Source organism: Hydrogenophaga sp. UC242_50 (assembly GCF_042697355.1).
Lineage (GTDB): Bacteria > Pseudomonadota > Gammaproteobacteria > Burkholderiales > Burkholderiaceae_C > Hydrogenophaga.
Window position 1 is genome coordinate 2749359 of the sequence record NZ_CP170553.1, and the last position, 15465, is coordinate 2764823.

14 protein-coding genes, 2 tRNA genes and 3 pseudogenes are annotated in these 15465 nt (G+C 68.0%); 13 read left to right on the forward strand and 6 right to left on the reverse strand.

Features of this window, described 5'->3' with window-relative positions; translation table 11 throughout:
• Positions 1–68 precede the first annotated feature (68 nt).
• The 4 genes from ACFJGX_RS14120 to earP all read right to left on the reverse strand — a co-directional run bounded on the left by ACFJGX_RS14120 (position 69) and on the right by earP (position 3662).
• Positions 69–938, reverse strand: coding sequence for a TIGR00730 family Rossman fold protein (locus ACFJGX_RS14120; protein ID WP_382320554.1), 870 nt, complete (start codon positions 936–938; stop codon positions 69–71).
• A gap of 42 nt (positions 939–980) precedes the next feature.
• On the reverse strand, positions 981–1859 hold the full coding sequence (locus tag ACFJGX_RS14125) for an AEC family transporter (protein ID WP_382320552.1): 879 nt from the start codon (positions 1857–1859) through the stop codon (positions 981–983).
• Positions 1860–1947: 88 nt separating this feature from the next.
• Positions 1948–2502, reverse strand: coding sequence for an elongation factor P (efp, locus tag ACFJGX_RS14130; RefSeq protein ID WP_382320550.1), 555 nt, complete (start codon positions 2500–2502; stop codon positions 1948–1950).
• Positions 2503–2576: 74 nt separating this feature from the next.
• A complete protein-coding gene (gene earP, locus ACFJGX_RS14135) occupies positions 2577–3662 on the reverse strand; it encodes an elongation factor P maturation arginine rhamnosyltransferase EarP (RefSeq protein ID WP_382320548.1) in 1086 nt (361 codons plus the stop codon).
• A 440-nt stretch (positions 3663–4102) separates the two neighbouring features.
• Here earP and ACFJGX_RS14140 point away from each other — a divergent pair, with 440 nt between their 5' ends.
• The 4 genes and pseudogenes from ACFJGX_RS14140 (at position 4103) to ACFJGX_RS14155 (ending at position 8419) form a co-directional block, all read left to right on the forward strand.
• Positions 4103–4807, forward strand: a complete 705-nt coding sequence (locus tag ACFJGX_RS14140) for a dienelactone hydrolase family protein (RefSeq protein ID WP_382328704.1) — start codon at positions 4103–4105, stop codon at positions 4805–4807.
• Between the two features lie 48 nt (positions 4808–4855).
• Positions 4856–6900, forward strand: a pseudogene (gene uvrC / locus ACFJGX_RS14145) (excinuclease ABC subunit UvrC).
• Positions 6901–6947: 47 nt separating this feature from the next.
• Positions 6948–7516: pseudogene (pgsA, locus tag ACFJGX_RS14150) on the forward strand (CDP-diacylglycerol--glycerol-3-phosphate 3-phosphatidyltransferase).
• Between the two features lie 9 nt (positions 7517–7525).
• Complete coding sequence (locus tag ACFJGX_RS14155) at positions 7526–8419, forward strand: DMT family transporter (protein ID WP_382320542.1); 894 nt, start codon at positions 7526–7528, stop codon at positions 8417–8419.
• On the opposite strand, the gene ACFJGX_RS14160 is transcribed toward ACFJGX_RS14155, so the two are convergent.
• The gene (locus tag ACFJGX_RS14160; RefSeq protein WP_382320540.1) at positions 8373–9347 is read right to left on the reverse strand and encodes a LysR family transcriptional regulator; all 975 of its coding nucleotides are present in this window, start codon (positions 9345–9347) and stop codon (positions 8373–8375) included. The two genes, ACFJGX_RS14155 and ACFJGX_RS14160, sit on opposite strands and share 47 nt — an antisense overlap.
• A gap of 65 nt (positions 9348–9412) precedes the next feature.
• Here ACFJGX_RS14160 and ACFJGX_RS14165 point away from each other — a divergent pair, with 65 nt between their 5' ends.
• The 8 genes and pseudogenes from ACFJGX_RS14165 to ACFJGX_RS14200 all read left to right on the forward strand — a co-directional run bounded on the left by ACFJGX_RS14165 (position 9413) and on the right by ACFJGX_RS14200 (position 14659).
• Positions 9413–10309, forward strand: coding sequence for an alpha/beta fold hydrolase (locus tag ACFJGX_RS14165; protein WP_382326401.1), 897 nt, complete (start codon positions 9413–9415; stop codon positions 10307–10309).
• A complete protein-coding gene (locus ACFJGX_RS14170) occupies positions 10306–11400 on the forward strand; it encodes a tartrate dehydrogenase (protein ID WP_382156829.1) in 1095 nt (364 codons plus the stop codon). Before ACFJGX_RS14165 ends, ACFJGX_RS14170 begins: the two co-directional genes overlap by 4 nt.
• A 272-nt stretch (positions 11401–11672) precedes the next feature.
• The gene (locus ACFJGX_RS14175; RefSeq protein WP_066158910.1) at positions 11673–11945 is read left to right on the forward strand and encodes an HU family DNA-binding protein; all 273 of its coding nucleotides are present in this window, start codon (positions 11673–11675) and stop codon (positions 11943–11945) included.
• Positions 11946–11967: 22 nt separating this feature from the next.
• A tRNA-Val gene (locus ACFJGX_RS14180) sits at positions 11968–12043 on the forward strand.
• Between the two features lie 74 nt (positions 12044–12117).
• The gene (locus ACFJGX_RS14185) at positions 12118–13104 is read left to right on the forward strand and encodes a SurA N-terminal domain-containing protein (protein WP_382326403.1); all 987 of its coding nucleotides are present in this window, start codon (positions 12118–12120) and stop codon (positions 13102–13104) included.
• A gap of 7 nt (positions 13105–13111) precedes the next feature.
• Positions 13112–14038: pseudogene (locus ACFJGX_RS14190) on the forward strand (peptidylprolyl isomerase); the annotation flags it as partial.
• 36 nt (positions 14039–14074) lie between these two features.
• Positions 14075–14150 (forward strand) — tRNA-His (locus tag ACFJGX_RS14195).
• A gap of 206 nt (positions 14151–14356) precedes the next feature.
• Complete coding sequence (locus ACFJGX_RS14200; protein WP_382320536.1) at positions 14357–14659, forward strand: hypothetical protein; 303 nt, start codon at positions 14357–14359, stop codon at positions 14657–14659.
• 53 nt (positions 14660–14712) lie between these two features.
• Here ACFJGX_RS14200 and ACFJGX_RS14205 read toward each other — a convergent pair whose 3' ends face one another.
• On the reverse strand, positions 14713–14913 hold the full coding sequence (locus ACFJGX_RS14205) for a hypothetical protein (protein ID WP_382320533.1): 201 nt from the start codon (positions 14911–14913) through the stop codon (positions 14713–14715).
• A gap of 176 nt (positions 14914–15089) precedes the next feature.
• On the opposite strand from ACFJGX_RS14205, the gene ACFJGX_RS14210 reads away from it, so the two are divergent.
• Complete coding sequence (locus ACFJGX_RS14210) at positions 15090–15455, forward strand: hypothetical protein (RefSeq protein ID WP_382326405.1); 366 nt, start codon at positions 15090–15092, stop codon at positions 15453–15455.
• Positions 15456–15465 lie beyond the last annotated feature (10 nt).

The window sequence follows — 15465 nt, forward strand, 5'->3', positions numbered from 1 at the left end:
ACAACGCCTGAGGCCCGGCGAAGCCGGTTCCTCGGCGTTTCTGGCAGACGCGCCTCGCGCGCCGTGAGTCAGGCTTTCAAGTCGTAGAAGCGCAGGATGTGCTCCCACGCCGTCTGCGGATCGTCCACGTACTTGAACAGGTTCAGGTCCTCGGGCGAGATCGTGCCTTCCTCGACCAGCACGTCGAGGTTGATCAGCCGCTTCCAGTAGTCCGATCCGAACAGCAGGATCGGCACCGGCTTGGACTTCTTGCATTGCACCAGCGTGATCACCTCGAACAGCTCGTCGAGCGTGCCGAAGCCACCGGGGAAGGCCAGCAGGGCCTTGGCGCGCATCATGAAGTGCATCTTGCGCAGCGCGAAGTAATGGAACTTGAAGCTCAGCTCGGGTGAAACGTAGGGGTTGGCGGCCTGTTCGTGCGGCAGCGCGATGTTCAGGCCCACGGTGGGCGCGCCTTCATCGTGCGCGCCGCGGTTGGCCGCTTCCATGATGCCGGGGCCACCACCGGTGCAGATGAAAAGCTGCTCGGCCTTCGCGCATCTCGAGCTGTAGCGGGCCACGATGCGCGCGAACTCGCGCGCCTTGTCGTAGTAGTGCGCGTTGCGCACCATGGCCTGCGCGCGCGCGATCTCGCGCGCGTCGCCGCTGCGCTCGGCGCGCACCAGCTGCTCCTGCGCCTCGCTGGCTTCGCGAAAGCGCGCGCTGCCATACACGACGATGGTGTTCTCGATGCCCGCTTCGCGCTGAGCGAGGTCGGGCTTGAGCATCTCGAGTTGCAGGCGGATGCCGCGCGTCTCGCGCCGCAGCAGGAATTCGGGGTCGGCGAACGCCAGGCGGTAGGCGTCGGCCTGCAGGGGCAGTCCTTCGTTGGCGTGGGTCTGGAGTTCGGCCCAGGCATCGGCCAGGCGGCGTTCATTGAGGTCTTGGGGGGCTGCCATGGTGGGATTCCTTCGTTTGTCGTGTGATTCGGATGATGCCGCTCACAGGGCGAGCGCCAGGGCCAGCGGCACGAAGACCACGGCCAGCGCGTTGCCCAGCATGATCATGGCACCGACCTTGTCGGGCTCCTGGTGGTAACGGTCGGCCAGCATGAACTGCATCACGGCGGGAGGCAAGGCGGCGAACAGCAGCAGCTGGCGACGCGCCGCACCTTCCAGGTCGAGCGCCCAGGCCAGCGGCAGGGCGATGGCCAGGCCGATGAGCGGGCGGGCCAGCGCGCCGAGCAGGCCGATCGCCAGGCCCTCGCGGGTCAGCGCGGTCAGGCGCACGCCCAGGGAGAACAGCATCATGGGCAGCAGCGCGTCGCCCAGCAGCTTCAGGCCGGAGAGCACCACGTCGGGCGGGCGCACATCGGTCAGGGCGCTCGCGAAGCCGAGCGCCGTGCCGATCATCAGCGGGCTGGTGAGCAGGTCGCGCGTGCGCGCCATGCGGCTGGTGATGCGCGCGCCGAGCGAGAAGTGCAGCAGGTTGCTGACCGAGAACAGCGCCACGGCCGCGCCGAAGTGGGCCGGGCCGAAGGCCAGCAGCGCCAGGGGCAGGCCCATGTTGCCGCAGTTGTTGAACATCACCACCGGCACCAGGGTGCGCGGCTGCGCGCCCGAGGCCCGAGACAGGGCCCAGGCCAGCAGGCCGCCGCCCAGGATGATCACCGCGCCCCCCACGAGCAGGACCAGGTGCTCGGCGATGACGAAGTCGCGCGACGCGAGCGCCGAGTACACCAGCATGGGCGCGAGCACGTCGAGCGCGATGCGGTTGAAGGTGCCCATGTCGGGCGCCTGCCGGCGCGCGTAAGCGAAGCCGATCGCCACGATCAGGAACACCGGGATGATGACGTCGGCGATGCGGGCGATCAGGTCCATGCGGAGGGAGGGGGCAGCGTGCGGAGGCCGGAAAGTGAAAAGGCTCCCGCAGGAGCCTCTTCGAGGGTGGGTCGTGGGCGTGTAACGCTCAGACGCGCTTGCGGTATTCGCCGGTGCGCGTGTCGATTTCGATGCGGTCGCCCTGGGCCACGAACAGCGGCACGGAGATTTCGAAACCGGTGGCGATCTTGGCCGGCTTGAGCACCTTGCCCGAGGTGTCGCCCTTGACGGCCGGCTCGGTCCAGGTGATTTCGCGCTCGACGCTGGTGGGCAGTTCGACCGAGATGGCCTTGCCGTCGTAGAACACCACTTCGACGGTCATGCCGTCTTCGAGGTAGTTCAGGGCGTCGCCCATGTTCTCGGCTTCCACTTCGTACTGGTTGTACTCGGCGTCCATGCAGACGTACATCGGGTCGGCGAAGTAGGAGTAGGTGCACTCCTTCTTGTCCAGGATGATCTGGTCCATCTTGTCGTCGGCCTTGCAGACGACTTCGGTGCGCATGTTGTTCAACAGGGCCTTGAGCTTCAGACGCACGGTGGCGGCGCCACGGCCGCCACGGCTGTATTCCGTCTTGAGGACGATCATCGGGTCCTTGCCGTGCATGATGACGTTGCCGGCGCGGAGTTCTTGAGCGATTTTCATAGGGATTCCAACGGTTGGGCGCGGAATGGTGCGTGGGATCGAATCCGGCCCGGTTTTCCGCAAAGCCTCGAATTTTATCGCTTTTCCAGTGCGAAACGGACCAGCTGGCTGCACAGGTCGGCCTGGGCCAGCAGGCGTTCGCGCGCCGCCCGGGCGCAGCCGTGCCAGTCGGCCAGGGTGCCGGCATCCGGCCAGACGGCCGCCTGCGGGCCGATGCCGTTCCACGCCAGGTGGAAGGCGCGCAGCGAGGGCGGTGCCTGCAGCCAGTCCAGAAACGCCTCCAGCTTGGCGTGGTGCGCGCCGTCGTGCTGGGGGTAGATGTGCCAGACAAAGGGGCGGCCGGCCCAGAGGGCGCGGGCCAGCGAATCCTCGCCACGCACGAAGTTGAGGTCGCAAGCCCAGAGCAGGTGGTCGAAATCGCGCTGGCTCAGCAGGGGCAGGGCGTGCAGCCGGCAGCCCCGGCCGGGCGGGGGTGTTTGCTGCACGGCCTGCCAGGCCCGCCCCGGTGTGACCAGCCAGTCGCTGGGCGCCGCGTCCTGCCCCGCCTGCCGCAGCACGGCGGGCAGGGCGGCGGGTTCGTAACAGAACAGGCTGACCCGGCGGGCCGCGGGGCGCACCGGCAGCCGCAGATCGGCCAGCCAGGCCTCGGCGTCGAACGCGGCCTGGCGCGCCAGCAGATCGGGTTCGCGCAGCAGGCCGCCCGTGCGCGCGGTGAAGCCCGGATAGAAGAACCATTTGCCGAGCCCGCGCGCCGGCCCGCTCATGACCGGCGAGGGCAGGCGGTGCGAGCGCTCCACGTAGGGCTCGGCGCTGAGGTACTCCAGGTTGATCCACACCGGCGCGCGCGCGCCGGTGGCCACGCGGGCGGCCAGGGCCTTGATGCACTCGGCCGGCGGTTCGCAGCCGAAGGCCTCGATCCACACGTCGGCCGGCGGCTGCGGGTCGGCCTGGCCGGCGGGCAGGGGCGAGGTCCAGGTCCGCACCTCGATGTTCGGCACGCCGCCTTGCTGCGCGCCGGGCGCCATCCAGGTCAGGGCCTGCGGGTCGTCCAGCCACAGGCGCACCTGTTCGCCCCGGCGGGCCAGCTCGGCCGAGAGCCGCCAGCAGACGCCCACGTCGCCGAAGTTGTCGATCACCCTGCAGAAAATGTCCCAGCGCATGGGCGCCATTGTCGGGGCTTGGCGGCGCCCGCTGGCCGGGCTACAGTTTGCGGGCGCTGCAGGCCGGGCCCGCTGGGTCGCTGAAGGCGCGGAGACCCGCACCATGGCCTTGCGACGCTTCACCCCCTGGCTGGCCGCACTGCCCCTGGTGCTCCTGTCTCCCCTGCTGGCCGCGCAGGACCTCATCGCCGACATGAGCGCCGGCCCTCCCACCGGCCGCTATGCCTTCGCCAGCAGCACCCCGCGCAGCCTGCCGGACCTGCTCAAGGGGCCGGGGCAGGGCGAGCCGGCGCAGCCGGTGGGGCACTGGTTCCTGCCCGCCGGCACGGAACGCGGGCCCGCCGTGATCCTGATCCACGGCTCGGGCGGCCTCTACGACGCCATGCTCGACTTCTGGCCCAGGCAGTTCAACGCCGCGGGCATCGCCGTGCTGGCGGTGGATTCCTTCGGGCCTCGGGGCGTCAAGAGCACGGCGGAGGACCAGTCGCAAGTGCCCTTCGCCGCCGACACCGCCGACGCCTTCGCCGCGCTCAAACTCGTGGCGCAGCCACCCGCGCGTGGACCCGGCGCGCATCGCCATCATGGGGTTCTCACGCGGGGGCATCACCACCTGGCGCACGGCGGTCGAGCGCATCGCGGCGGCGCAGAAGCTGCCCGACAACCTGCGTTTCGCCGCCCACGTGCCGATGTATTCGGGCGGCTGCGTGGGCGCGTTCCGCCTGATGGTCAAGCCCGGCGTGTTCACCACCAAGGCGCCCATGCTGTGGGTGCACGGCGATGCGGACGACTACACGACCATCGGCGCCTGCCGCGACTACGCGGATCGCATCGGCAAGGCCGGCACGCCGGTGGAGTTCGTCACCCTCGAAGGCGCGATGCACAAGTTCGACCAGGACGACACGCGCCGCCTCAACGTGCGCGGCGCGCAGCGCACGCTGGAAACCTGCCCGCTGGAGCTCGACATCGACACGCTGGCCACCTACGACCGCAACACCGGCCAGCGCGTGAGCGGCGAGGCCTTGCAGGCGCTCACGCGGCAGTCGTGCAGCGCCATTGGCGCCCACGTGCAGGGCGACCGCGCCGCGCGCGACAAGGCCGCGCAGGCCATCCTGGCCTTCTTCCGCAAGACGCTCGGCTCGCGCTGAGGCCCGCACGCCGGCGGGGCTGGCGGGGACGGGCCACAATACGCGCCCATGTCCGACACGCATTCCGAACAACTGCTCAGCGAGGTGGCCGCACTGCCGGGCCTGCCCGGCGTGTACCGCTACTTCGACGCCCAGGGGCAGCTGCTCTACGTGGGCAAGGCGCGCAACCTCAAGAAGCGCGTGTCGAGCTATTTCCAGAAGAACCACGACGGCACGCGCATCGGCCACATGGTCGGCAAGATCGTGCGCATGGAGACCACCGTGGTGCGCTCCGAGGCCGAGGCGCTGCTGCTGGAAAACAACCTCATCAAGACGTTGAACCCCAAGTTCAACATCCTGTTCCGCGACGACAAGAGCTACCCCTACCTCAAGATCACCGGCACGCGCGAGGTGTTCAAGCCCTCGGCCCGCCTGCCCTCGCCCTCGCTCGCGTTTCCGCGCATGGCGTACTACCGGGGCGTGGTCGACCGCCGCCACAGCTACTACGGCCCGTACCCCAGCGCCTGGGCGGTGAAGGAATCCATCACCCTGCTGCAGAAGGTGTTCCGCCTGCGCACCTGCGAGGACACGGTGTTCGCCAACCGCACGCGGCCCTGCCTGCTGTACCAGATCAAGCGCTGCAGCGGCCCCTGCGTGGATCTGATCGACCACGAGGCCTATGCGCAGGACGTGCGCGACGCCGAGCGCTTCCTGCGCGGCGAGACCCAGGCCGTGCTCGACACGCTGGAGCAGCGCATGCTCGCGCACGCCGAGAAGCTGGAGTTCGAACAGGCCGCCGAGATCCGCAACCAGATGAGCGCGCTCTCGCGCGTGCTGCACCAGCAGGCCATGGACACCGTGTCGGACAAGGACGTGGACGTGCTCGCGGTGAAGGTGCACGGCGGGCGGGCCTGCGTGAACCTCGCGATGATCCGCGGCGGCCGCCACCTGGGCGACCGGCCGTATTTCCCCGCCCACGTGGACGACGCCACCGCCATCGACAACGCGCTGGCCGAGGAGGGCGGTGAAGCCCCCAAGCCGGCGGACCCCGCCGAGCGCGTGGCCGTGCAGGTGCTGGAGGCCTTCATCGCGCAGCACTACCTGGGCGTGGCGATGCCGCACACGCTGGTGACCAGCCACGCGGTGGGCAAGCCGCTGCTGGACGCGCTGACCGAGCAGATCGGCGCCAAGGTGAACGCCGTGCACCACCCGCGCGAGCACCGCCGCATCTGGCTGGAGATGGCGCAGAAGAACGCCGACATCGCGCTCGCGCGCCTGCTGGCCGAAGAAGGCAGCCAGCAGGCCCGCACGCGCGCGCTGGCCGATGCGCTGAACCTGCCCGACGACCAGCTCGACACGCTGCGCATCGAATGCTTCGACATCTCGCACACCGCGGGTGAATCCACCCAGGCGTCCTGCGTGGTGTTCGAAGGCCACAAGATGCAGAACAGCCAGTACCGCCGCTACAAGATCGAGGGCATCACCCCGGGCGACGACTACGCCGCCATGCGCCAGGTGCTGCTGCGCCGCTACGGCCGCATCGCCGAGGCCCTGCGGGCGGAAGAGGGCGCGCCCGCCCTCCCGCCCACCGAGGCCGCGGTGGCCGCCGACGCGCCGGACGAGGCGCTGGCACCGAGCCCACGGTCGAGTCCGTGGCCGGCCCGCGCATGCCCGACCTGGTGCTGGTCGACGGCGGCAAGGGCCAGGTCAGCATGGCGCGCGAGGTCTTCGAGCAGCTCGGCCTGGACCTGTCGCTCATCGTCGGCGTGGAAAAGGGCGAGGGCCGCAAGGTCGGCCTGGAGGAACTGGTGTTCGTCGACGGCCGCGAGAAGGTCTACCTCGGCCACGACTCCGCCGCGCTCATGCTGGTGGCGCAGATCCGCGACGAGGCCCACCGCTTCGCCATCACCGGCATGCGCGCCCAGCGTGCCAAGGTGCGCACCGGCGGCAGCAGGCTGGAGGACATTCCCGGCGTCGGCCCCAAGAAGCGCGCGCGCCTGCTGCAGCGCTTCGGCGGGGTGCGCGGCGTGGCCTCGGCCAGCGTGGAAGACCTGAGCACGGTGGAAGGCATCTCCCCCGAGCTGGCGGACGCGATCTACCGCGCCTTGCACTGAAGAGCCCGCCTGCTGCGGTTTCCGGGTTGCCAACGCATAATCGGCCCATGTTCTTCAACCTCCCCACCCTGCTCACCTGGGCCCGCATCGTCGCCATCCCGCTGATCGTGGGGGTCTCTATCTGGAGAACCTCAGCCCGGCCCAGCAGAACCTGATCGCCACGGTGCTGTTCATCGTGTTCGCGCTGACCGACTGGGCCGACGGTTACCTGGCCCGCAAACTCAACCAGACCTCGGCCTTCGGCGCCTTCCTCGACCCGGTGGCCGACAAGTTCCTGGTGTGCGCCAGCCTGCTGGTGCTGGTGCACCTGGACCGCGCCGACGTGTTCGTGGCCCTCATCATCATCGGCCGCGAGATCGCCATTTCGTCGCTGCGCGAGTGGATGGCCATCATCGGCGCGACCAAGAGCGTGGCCGTGCACATGATCGGCAAGGTCAAGACCACCGTGCAGATGGTGGCGATTCCCTTCCTGCTGTTCCACGGCACGCTGTTCGGCATGATCGACACGCAGCTGTGGGGCACCTGGCTGATCTGGATATCCGCTGTGCTGACCATCTGGTCCATGGTGTATTACCTGCAGAAGGCCATCCCCGAGATCCGCGCCAAGTCGCGCTGAGGCGCCGCCATGAATTCTCCGGCGCAAGACAACGCATGGCTGCGCGCCATGCCCTGGGTGTTCGTGCTGATCTGGAGCACGGGCTTCATCGTGGCGCGCTACGGCATGCCGCACGCGCCGCCGATGAAGTTCCTCGCCGTGCGTTACGCGCTGTCCATCGCGTGTTTCCTGCCCTGGATCTTCCTGGCCGGTGTGAAGTGGCCGAGCAACCGCACCCAGTGGTTCCACCTCGCGGTCACCGGTGTGCTCATGCACGCGGGCTACCTCGGCGGCGTGTGGGCGGCGGTCAAGGCCGGCATGGGCTCGGGCCTGTCCTCGCTCATCGTCGGCCTGCAGCCGGTGCTCACCGCCATCTGGCTCTCGGGCACCGGCTCCAAGGTGTCCAAACGCCAGTGGCTGGGCCTGGTGCTGGGCTTCGCCGGCCTGGTGCTGGTGGTCTCGCGCAAGTTCGGCGCGGGCGGGCCGGGCGATCAGGCCAACTGGCTCAACCTCTCGTTCGCCGTGATGGCCCTGATCGCCATCACCGTGGGCACGCTGTACCAGAAGCGCTTCGTGGCCGCCTGCGATGTGCGCACCGCCAACGCGGTGCAGCTGCTCGCGGCGCTGCTGGTGACCCTGCCGCTCACGCTGCTGGAAGCCGAGCTGATGGACTGGAACGGCGAACTCATCGGCGCCATGGCCTGGTCGGTGCTGGGCCTCACGCTGGGCGGCAGCTCGCTGCTCTACCTGCTGATCCAGCGCGGCGCGGCGGCCTCGGTCACCAGCCTGATGTACCTGGTGCCGCCGTGCACCGCGCTCATCGCCTGGCTGCTGTTCGCCGAACCCATCACGGCAGTCACCCTGGCCGGCACCGCGCTCACCGCTTTTGGCGTGGCGCTGGTGGTGCGCTCTTCGTCGCGCTGAGGCGTTTTTTCCAGGGCTCCTTGCGGAAGCTCTCCACCAGAAAGTCCACCAGCAGGCGGATGCGGCGCGGCGTCTGCGGCCGGTACGGCGCCAGCCAGTGGATGTCGGCGTCGGGCATGGCGTAACTGGGCAGCACGCGCACCAGCTCACCGCTGGCGATCTGCGGCGCGATGTCCCACAGGCTGCGCAACATGAGGCCGTGGCCCGCCAGGCACCAGTCGCGCACCAGCTCACCCGAGTTGCTCGACAGCGGGCCGCTCACCGGCACGTGCTGCACCTGTGCGTCCGACGCGCGCTGCAGGCGCCAGTGGTCGAAGCGCTGGCCCGGTCCGCCGCCGTTCTCGCGCACCACCAGGCAGGCGTGTTGTTGCAGTTCTTGCAGGCTGCGGGGCGCACCGTGGCGCTCGAGGTAGGCGGGCGAGGCCACCAGCACGCGCTGGTTGGCCGCCAGGCGGCGCGACACCCATTCAGCCGCGCGCTCGGTGGGGGCGTTCCACAGCCAGATGGCGCCGTCGAAGCCTTCCACTGCGAGATCGGGCAACTGCTCGGTCAGCTGCAGCTGCACCTGAATGCCGGCATGGCGCGCCTGGAACTCGGCCAGCGCGGGCCCGAGCCAGAGTCGGCCGAAGCCGAAGGTGGCCGCGAGCCGGATCGGGCCGGCGGGCTCGGCCTGGCGCTCGCGCAACTCGGCCTCCACCTCGTCGAAGGCGCGCAGCAGCTGCACCGCGCGCTCGCACAGCGTGTCGCCTTCGGCGGTGGGGCTCACGCGCCGCGTGGTGCGCTGGAACAGCCGCAGGCCCAGGCGGGCTTCGAGAGCGGCCAGGCGCTTGGTGACCACCGAAGGCGCCACGCGCAGCGCGCGCGCGGCCATCACCAGGCTGCCATGCTGGCGGACGGCGAGCACGAGTTCCAGATCGGGGCGGTCCAATTGTTTCCTTTTGGGAATGAATCAATTGCCGGATTATTGCCGCAATGCGGGCTATGCTGGCGCCCATGTTGAACGGATTCCTCCCCCACACCGTGCACCGCGATGGCGTCGCCGTGCACAGCCGCATCGGCGGGGAAGGGCCGCCCTTGCTGCTGTTGCACGGCCACCCGCAGAGCATCGCCATGTGGCACCGCGTGGCGCCCACCCTGGCCCGGCACTTCACCTTGGTGCTGATGGACCTGCGCGGCTACGGCGATTCCGCGCGGCCCGCCGCCGACGCGGGGCACCTCGCCCACAGCAAGCGCGAGATGGCGTTCGACGCCATCGCCGCCATGGCGCACCACGGTTTCGAGCGCTTCGACGTGCTGGCGCACGACCGGGGCGCGCGCGTGGCGCACCGCCTGGCCGCCGACCACCCCGAGGCGGTGCGGCGCCTGCTGCTGCTGGACATCGCGCCCACCCTGGCCATGTACGAGCAGACCGGCGAAGCCTTCGCGCGTGCCTACTGGCACTGGTTCTTCCTGATCCAGCCGCCGCCGCTGCCCGAGGCTCTCATCAGCGCCGACCCGGCGCGCTATGTGCGCAGCGTCATGGGCAGCCGCCACGCGGGCCTGGCGCCGTTCGACCCGGCCGCGCTGGCCGAGTACGAGCGCTGCGCCGCGCTGCCCGGCACCGCCGAGGCGGTCTGCGAGGACTACCGCGCCAGCGCCACCATCGACCTCGATCACGACCGCGCCGATGTGGCGGCCCGCCGCCGGCTCCTGCAGCCGCTGCGCGTGCTGTGGGGCGAACACGGCACGGTGGCGCGCTGTTTCGATGTGCTGGCGCTGTGGCGCGAGCGCGCGGCCAAGGTCTCGGGCCACGCCCTGCCGTGTCGCGACTACATCGCGGAAGAGGCGCCCGAGCGCCTTATCGCCGAAGCCCTGTCCTTTTTTCAATCCCCTTTCGAGGAGCAACCATGAGCAAACACCGCATCGCCGTCATCGCCGGGGACGGCATCGGCACCGAAGTCATGCCCGAAGGCATCCGCGTGCTGGAGGCCGCGGCCTCGAAGTTCGGCATCGACCTGCAGTTCGACCACTTCGATTTTTCCAGCTGCGACTATTACGAGCGCCACGGCAAGATGCTGCCCGACAACTGGAAGGACCAGATCGGCGGCCACGACGCGATCTACTTTGGTGCGGTGGGCTGGCCCGACAAGGTGCCCGACCACGTGTCGCTCTGGGGCTCGCTGCTGATGTTCCGCCGCGAGTTCGACCAGTACGTCAACATCCGTCCGGCAAGACTCATGCCCGGCGTCACCGCGCCCGTGGTGCGGCGCGACGGCAGCCCGCGCGCGCCCGGCGAGATCGACATGGTGATCGTGCGCGAGAACACCGAAGGTGAATATTCCAGCATCGGCGGGCGCATGTTCCCCGGCACCGAGCGCGAGATCGTGGTACAGGAAACCGTGATGTCGCGCATCGGCGTGGACCGCGTGCTGCGCCACGCCTTCGAGGTCGCGCGCTCGCGCCCCAAGAAGCACCTGACCAGCGCCACCAAGTCCAACGGCATCGCCATCACCATGCCCTACTGGGACGAGCGCGTGGTCGAGATGGCCAAGGAATACCCGGACGTGAAGGTCGACAAGTTCCACATCGACATCCTCACCGCGCACTTCGTGCAACGCCCGGACTTCTTCGACGTGGTGGTCGGCAGCAACCTGTTCGGTGACATCCTGAGCGACCTCGGGCCGGCCTGCACCGGCACCATCGGCATCGCGCCCAGCGCCAACCTCAACCCCACGCGCCAGCATCCCTCGCTGTTCGAGCCGGTGCACGGCTCGGCGCCCGACATCGCGGGCAAGGGGATCGCGAACCCGATTGGTCAGATTTGGTGCGGTGCAATGATGCTCGACTTCCTGGGCCATCGTGGTGCACACGACGCGATCATGCAGGCCATCGAGGCCGTGCTGCAGCCCGGCAGCGGTGCCCCGCGCACCGCCGACCTGGGGGGCCAGGCCGGCACGCGCGACGTGGGCCAGGCCATTGCCGGGGTGCTTGCGGCCTCGTGAAGGATGGGTGGAGTTGCGACAGATTGTTGCGCGCGACATCCGGTGGATGAAAGCGTCTAGAATCTCGCCTCTTGCGCCGACAGGCACCGGGCCCAGGCTCCTCAGTATTGACAGGGGTTGTGCCCAGTGGGTCTAATCACCCAGCGTTTGCCACGGTGTTGGCATCGTCCTGCGGTCTAGAGCGATTGGGGTTTTTTGCCCGCGGCCCGCGCCGTCTTCGGAAAAAACCTGTCCTTACGGAACATTCATTTCACCTTCAAGAGGGGCTATTTGTGAACAAAACAGAACTCGTCGAACACATTGCCAAGCACGCCGACATCTCCAAGGCGGCTGCAACGCGTGCACTGGATTCCACCATCACCGCGATCCGCACCACGCTCAAGAAGGGTGGCACTGTGTCGCTCGTCGGTTTTGGCTCTTTCGCCGTGACCAAACGCCCCGCTCGCAAGGGCCGCAACCCCCGCACCGGCGCTGAGATTAAAATCAAGGCCGCCAAAGTGCCGAAGTTCCGCCCGGGCAAGGCACTCAAGGATGCGCTGAACTGAAGCGCTCACCGGATTTCCGGTGGGGTGCTTAGCTCAGTCGGTAGAGCGGCGCCCTTACAAGGCGTAGGTCGGCGGTTCGACCCCGTCAGCACCCACCACCATCGAAAAGGCGAACCAGGGTTCGCCTTTTTTGTTGTCGGAAACGGCAGCACCACGTAGCAGGATTCAAGGCATGTTCGATTCCATCCGCAATCACAAGAAGTACCTCATGGGCTTCCTGATGATCCTGATCATTCCCTCGTTCGTGCTGTTCGGCATCGAAGGCTACACACGCTTCAACGAGAGCGGCGCACCAGTGGCCGTCGTCGATGGAAAAGACATCACCAAGGCCGAGTGGGACCAGGCGCACCAGCAGGAGTCTCAGCGCCTGCGCGAAGCGATGCCCTCGCTCGACTCGCGCCTGCTCGACAGCGATGGCGCGCGCTACGCGACGCTGGAGCGCCTGGTGCGCCAGCGCCTGCTGGCCGCCGCCGCGACCAAGCTCAACCTGTACACCAGCGACGCGCGCCTGGCGCGCGACCTGCAGCAGAACGAAGCCATCGCCGCGCTGCGCAAGCCCGATGGCGCGCTCGACGTGGAGGCCTACCGCCAGCTCGTTGCCCGCCAGGGCTTGACGCCCGAGATGTTCGAAGCGCGCGTGCGCGCCGACCTCTCGCAGCGCCAGGTGTCGCAAGGCATCCTCGGTTCGAGCTTCGCGCCCACCGCGCTGGCGAACGTCTCGCTCAACGCCTTCTTCGAACGCCGTGAAGTGCGCGTGGCGCGCTTCGCCGCCAGCGACTTCGCTTCGCAGGTCAAGCCGACCGATGCCGACATCGAAGCCTTCTACAGCGCGAACCAGGCATCGTTCCAGGCGCCCGAGCAGGCCGAGATCGAATACCTCGTGCTCGACGCGGCGGCGCTGCAGAACAGCGTGACCTTCAACGAAGCCGACGTGAAGACTTATTACGAACAGAACGCCTCGCGCCTCTCCGGCGCCGAGGAGCGCCGCGCGCGCCACATCCTGCTGACCGTGCCGGCCGGCGCGCCCGCCGCCGACAAGGACGCCGTGCGCAAGCGCGCCGAAGAACTGCTCGCGCAGGTGCGCGCCAAGCCCGCGAGCTTCGCCGACGCTCGCCAAGGCCCAGTCGCAAGACCCGGGCTCGGCCGCCAAGGGCGGTGACCTCGACTACTTCGGCCGTGGTGCCATGGTCAAGCCTTTCGAGGACGCGGTGTTCTCGCTGGCCAAGGGCGCGATCTCCGATGTGGTGGAAACCGACTTCGGTTTCCACATCATCCAGCTCACCGACATCAAGGCGCCGCCGGTGCGCAGCTTCGAATCCATGCGCCCCGAGATCGAGGCCGAGTTGAGGAAGCAACAGGCCCAGAAGCAGTACGCCGAAGCCGCCGACACCTTCAGCAACCTCGTCTACGAACAGGCCGATTCCCTGCAACCCGCGGCCGATCGCCTGAAGCTGCAGGTCCGCAAGGCCACGGTGCAACGCCAGCCGCAACCCGGTGCCACCGGCGCGCTGGCCAGCGAGCGCCTGCTCGGCGCGCTGTTCGACACCGAGTCGATCGACAAGAAGCGCAACACCGAAGCGATCGACACGGGTTCGGGCCAACTGGTCTCGGCGCGCGTCGTGAAGCACTCGCCCGCCCACACCCAGCCCCTGGCGGAGGTGCGCGAGCAGGTGCGTGCGCGCCTGGTTGCTCAGCGCACGGCCGAACTGGCGCGCGCCGAAGGCGAGAAGCAGCTGCAGGCCTGGAAGGCGGGCGGCGATGCCAAGGGCCTGGGCAATGCCGTGGTGGTCTCTCGCGAGAACCCGCAAGGCCTCGCGCAGCAAGTGCTGACCGCCGCCCTGAGCGTGGACCCGAAGACCTTGCCCGCCTGGACGGGCGTGAACCTGGCCGACCAGGGCTACGCCATCGTGAAGGTGGAGAAGGTGCTGCCGCGCGACGTGCGCGAGGCGCAAGCCCTGGCCCAGGAAGTGCAGCAATACAACCAGTGGTGGGCCTCGGCCGAAAACGAAGCCTACGTCGAAGGCCTCAAGGAACGCTTCAAGGCCCGCATCCTGGTGCCCGAGCCGGCCACCACGCCGGCACCGGCCCGATGAGAGGGCTTCGGTTCGGGCTATAATGCTTAGCTTGCGGTGGCTGTAGCTCAGTTGGTAGAGTCCAGGATTGTGATTCCTGTTGTCGTGGGTTCGAGTCCCATCAGCCACCCCAGATGATTTCCCCAAAAAGCCCGGCTCCTGCCGGGCTTTTTTGTTGGTGGGTTGGATCGCGCCCTCCACGCTGCGCCATCGCAATCTGACCAAGCGCTTACCCGAGTCGCAGGTCTGAGGTCGGGATTTGTACCCATCCTCAGAGATGGGCAGGCATGCAAAGATGGATGGACGGAGACATTCACTCACCCTGTAACAGGAGGGGCGATGATCAAGGTCATGAGCAAGGGTCACCGGAGCGTGCCCGTTATCTGCTGCGACGTTTGCGGGAGCTGGATCGACGACGCCGACGCGGGTGCTGTGGTCTTTCGCAAGATGACCGGTGACGATGACACCTCCGAGGTGCTGCACGCCCACAAGGGGCGCTGCCACGTGGTCGCGGAGGAGCGGTTCGGAGGACAGGTCAAGACCGGGTGGCATGAGCTGCGCCAGCACCTCCAGCTCCTGACATTCAACACGGGCGTGCCGCCTGCCGCGCTTCAAAAGATGGATGGCGACAGAGAGTTGTAGCGCCGCGCGGCTGCGGTGGCCCGATCAGGGCATTGCAATGGGGCAGGGGAATTTCACGGCTTGTCCTTCTTCATCAGGCCCAGATCGCGCAGCACCGCGAGGCGGCACACGCTGGCCATGGAGCGCTGTTCCCTGTCGGCCCTTTCTTTCACGCGTTCGAGTTCGTCTGGGAGCAAGCGCAGTGCGATGGGGCGCTCGCTGATCGCGCCGTTGGGTGCTCGTTTGCGTCGTGCGGGCAAGGTGGTTTTGACCATGTTTCACCAGAGCGTGACCACATCACTCAGTTAGCATTGAGTAACGGGAAAATACACATCAACCGAATTTTATAACGGAATTCTGTCAGTAAAACTTTATGGTAACAGATATCCGTTCGTCTATCGGCGCCCGACTGCGTGAAGAGCGGGAGAGGCTTGATCTGAGCCAAGTGCAAATGGCAGCGCTTGCCGAGTTCAAGCTGCGGACCTATCAAGATTGGGAGCGCGGCATTGCCGCAGTGAGTTCCGAATTTCTGGCGCTTGCCGCACCGCACGGTCTGGATGTGTTCTATGTCCTCACGGGCGAGCGCATGTCGTCGAAGCTGACCCTCGACCCCATCCAGAGCGCCGTGCTGGGCAGCCTGGCGCAGTGCTCCCCGCAGCGGCAGATGGAAGCGGTCCAGCACATGGCGCTGCTGGCCGCGGGCATGTCGCCCCAGACACCCGCAGGCAGGGGATCCCCTTTGCCTTCGGTGAACAAGCCTGCCGTGAAAAAGCCCGTCCGCGGCGTGGGCGTGGCGAAGGCGCGCAAGGGCAAGTAGCGCACGAGGC

What these genes read in the sequence shown, in the direction of transcription:
- ACFJGX_RS14185 (WP_382326403.1), top strand. Translation starts at nt 12,118, where the DNA reads ATGTTCGATTCCATCCGCAATCACAAGAAGTACCTCATGGGCTTCCTG.
- ACFJGX_RS14210 (WP_382326405.1), top strand. Translation starts at nt 15,090, where the DNA reads ATGGCAGCGCTTGCCGAGTTCAAGCTGCGGACCTATCAAGATTGGGAG.
- ACFJGX_RS14200 (WP_382320536.1), top strand. Translation starts at nt 14,357, where the DNA reads ATGATCAAGGTCATGAGCAAGGGTCACCGGAGCGTGCCCGTTATCTGC.
- ACFJGX_RS14125 (WP_382320552.1), bottom strand. Translation starts at nt 1,859, where the DNA reads ATGGACCTGATCGCCCGCATCGCCGACGTCATCATCCCGGTGTTCCTG.
- ACFJGX_RS14155 (WP_382320542.1), top strand. Translation starts at nt 7,526, where the DNA reads ATGAATTCTCCGGCGCAAGACAACGCATGGCTGCGCGCCATGCCCTGG.
- ACFJGX_RS14165 (WP_382326401.1), top strand. Translation starts at nt 9,413, where the DNA reads ATGTTGAACGGATTCCTCCCCCACACCGTGCACCGCGATGGCGTCGCC.
- ACFJGX_RS14205 (WP_382320533.1), bottom strand. Translation starts at nt 14,913, where the DNA reads ATGGTCAAAACCACCTTGCCCGCACGACGCAAACGAGCACCCAACGGC.
- ACFJGX_RS14170 (WP_382156829.1), top strand. Translation starts at nt 10,306, where the DNA reads ATGAGCAAACACCGCATCGCCGTCATCGCCGGGGACGGCATCGGCACC.
- earP (WP_382320548.1), bottom strand. Translation starts at nt 3,662, where the DNA reads ATGCGCTGGGACATTTTCTGCAGGGTGATCGACAACTTCGGCGACGTG.
- ACFJGX_RS14120 (WP_382320554.1), bottom strand. Translation starts at nt 938, where the DNA reads ATGGCAGCCCCCCAAGACCTCAATGAACGCCGCCTGGCCGATGCCTGG.
- efp (WP_382320550.1), bottom strand. Translation starts at nt 2,502, where the DNA reads ATGAAAATCGCTCAAGAACTCCGCGCCGGCAACGTCATCATGCACGGC.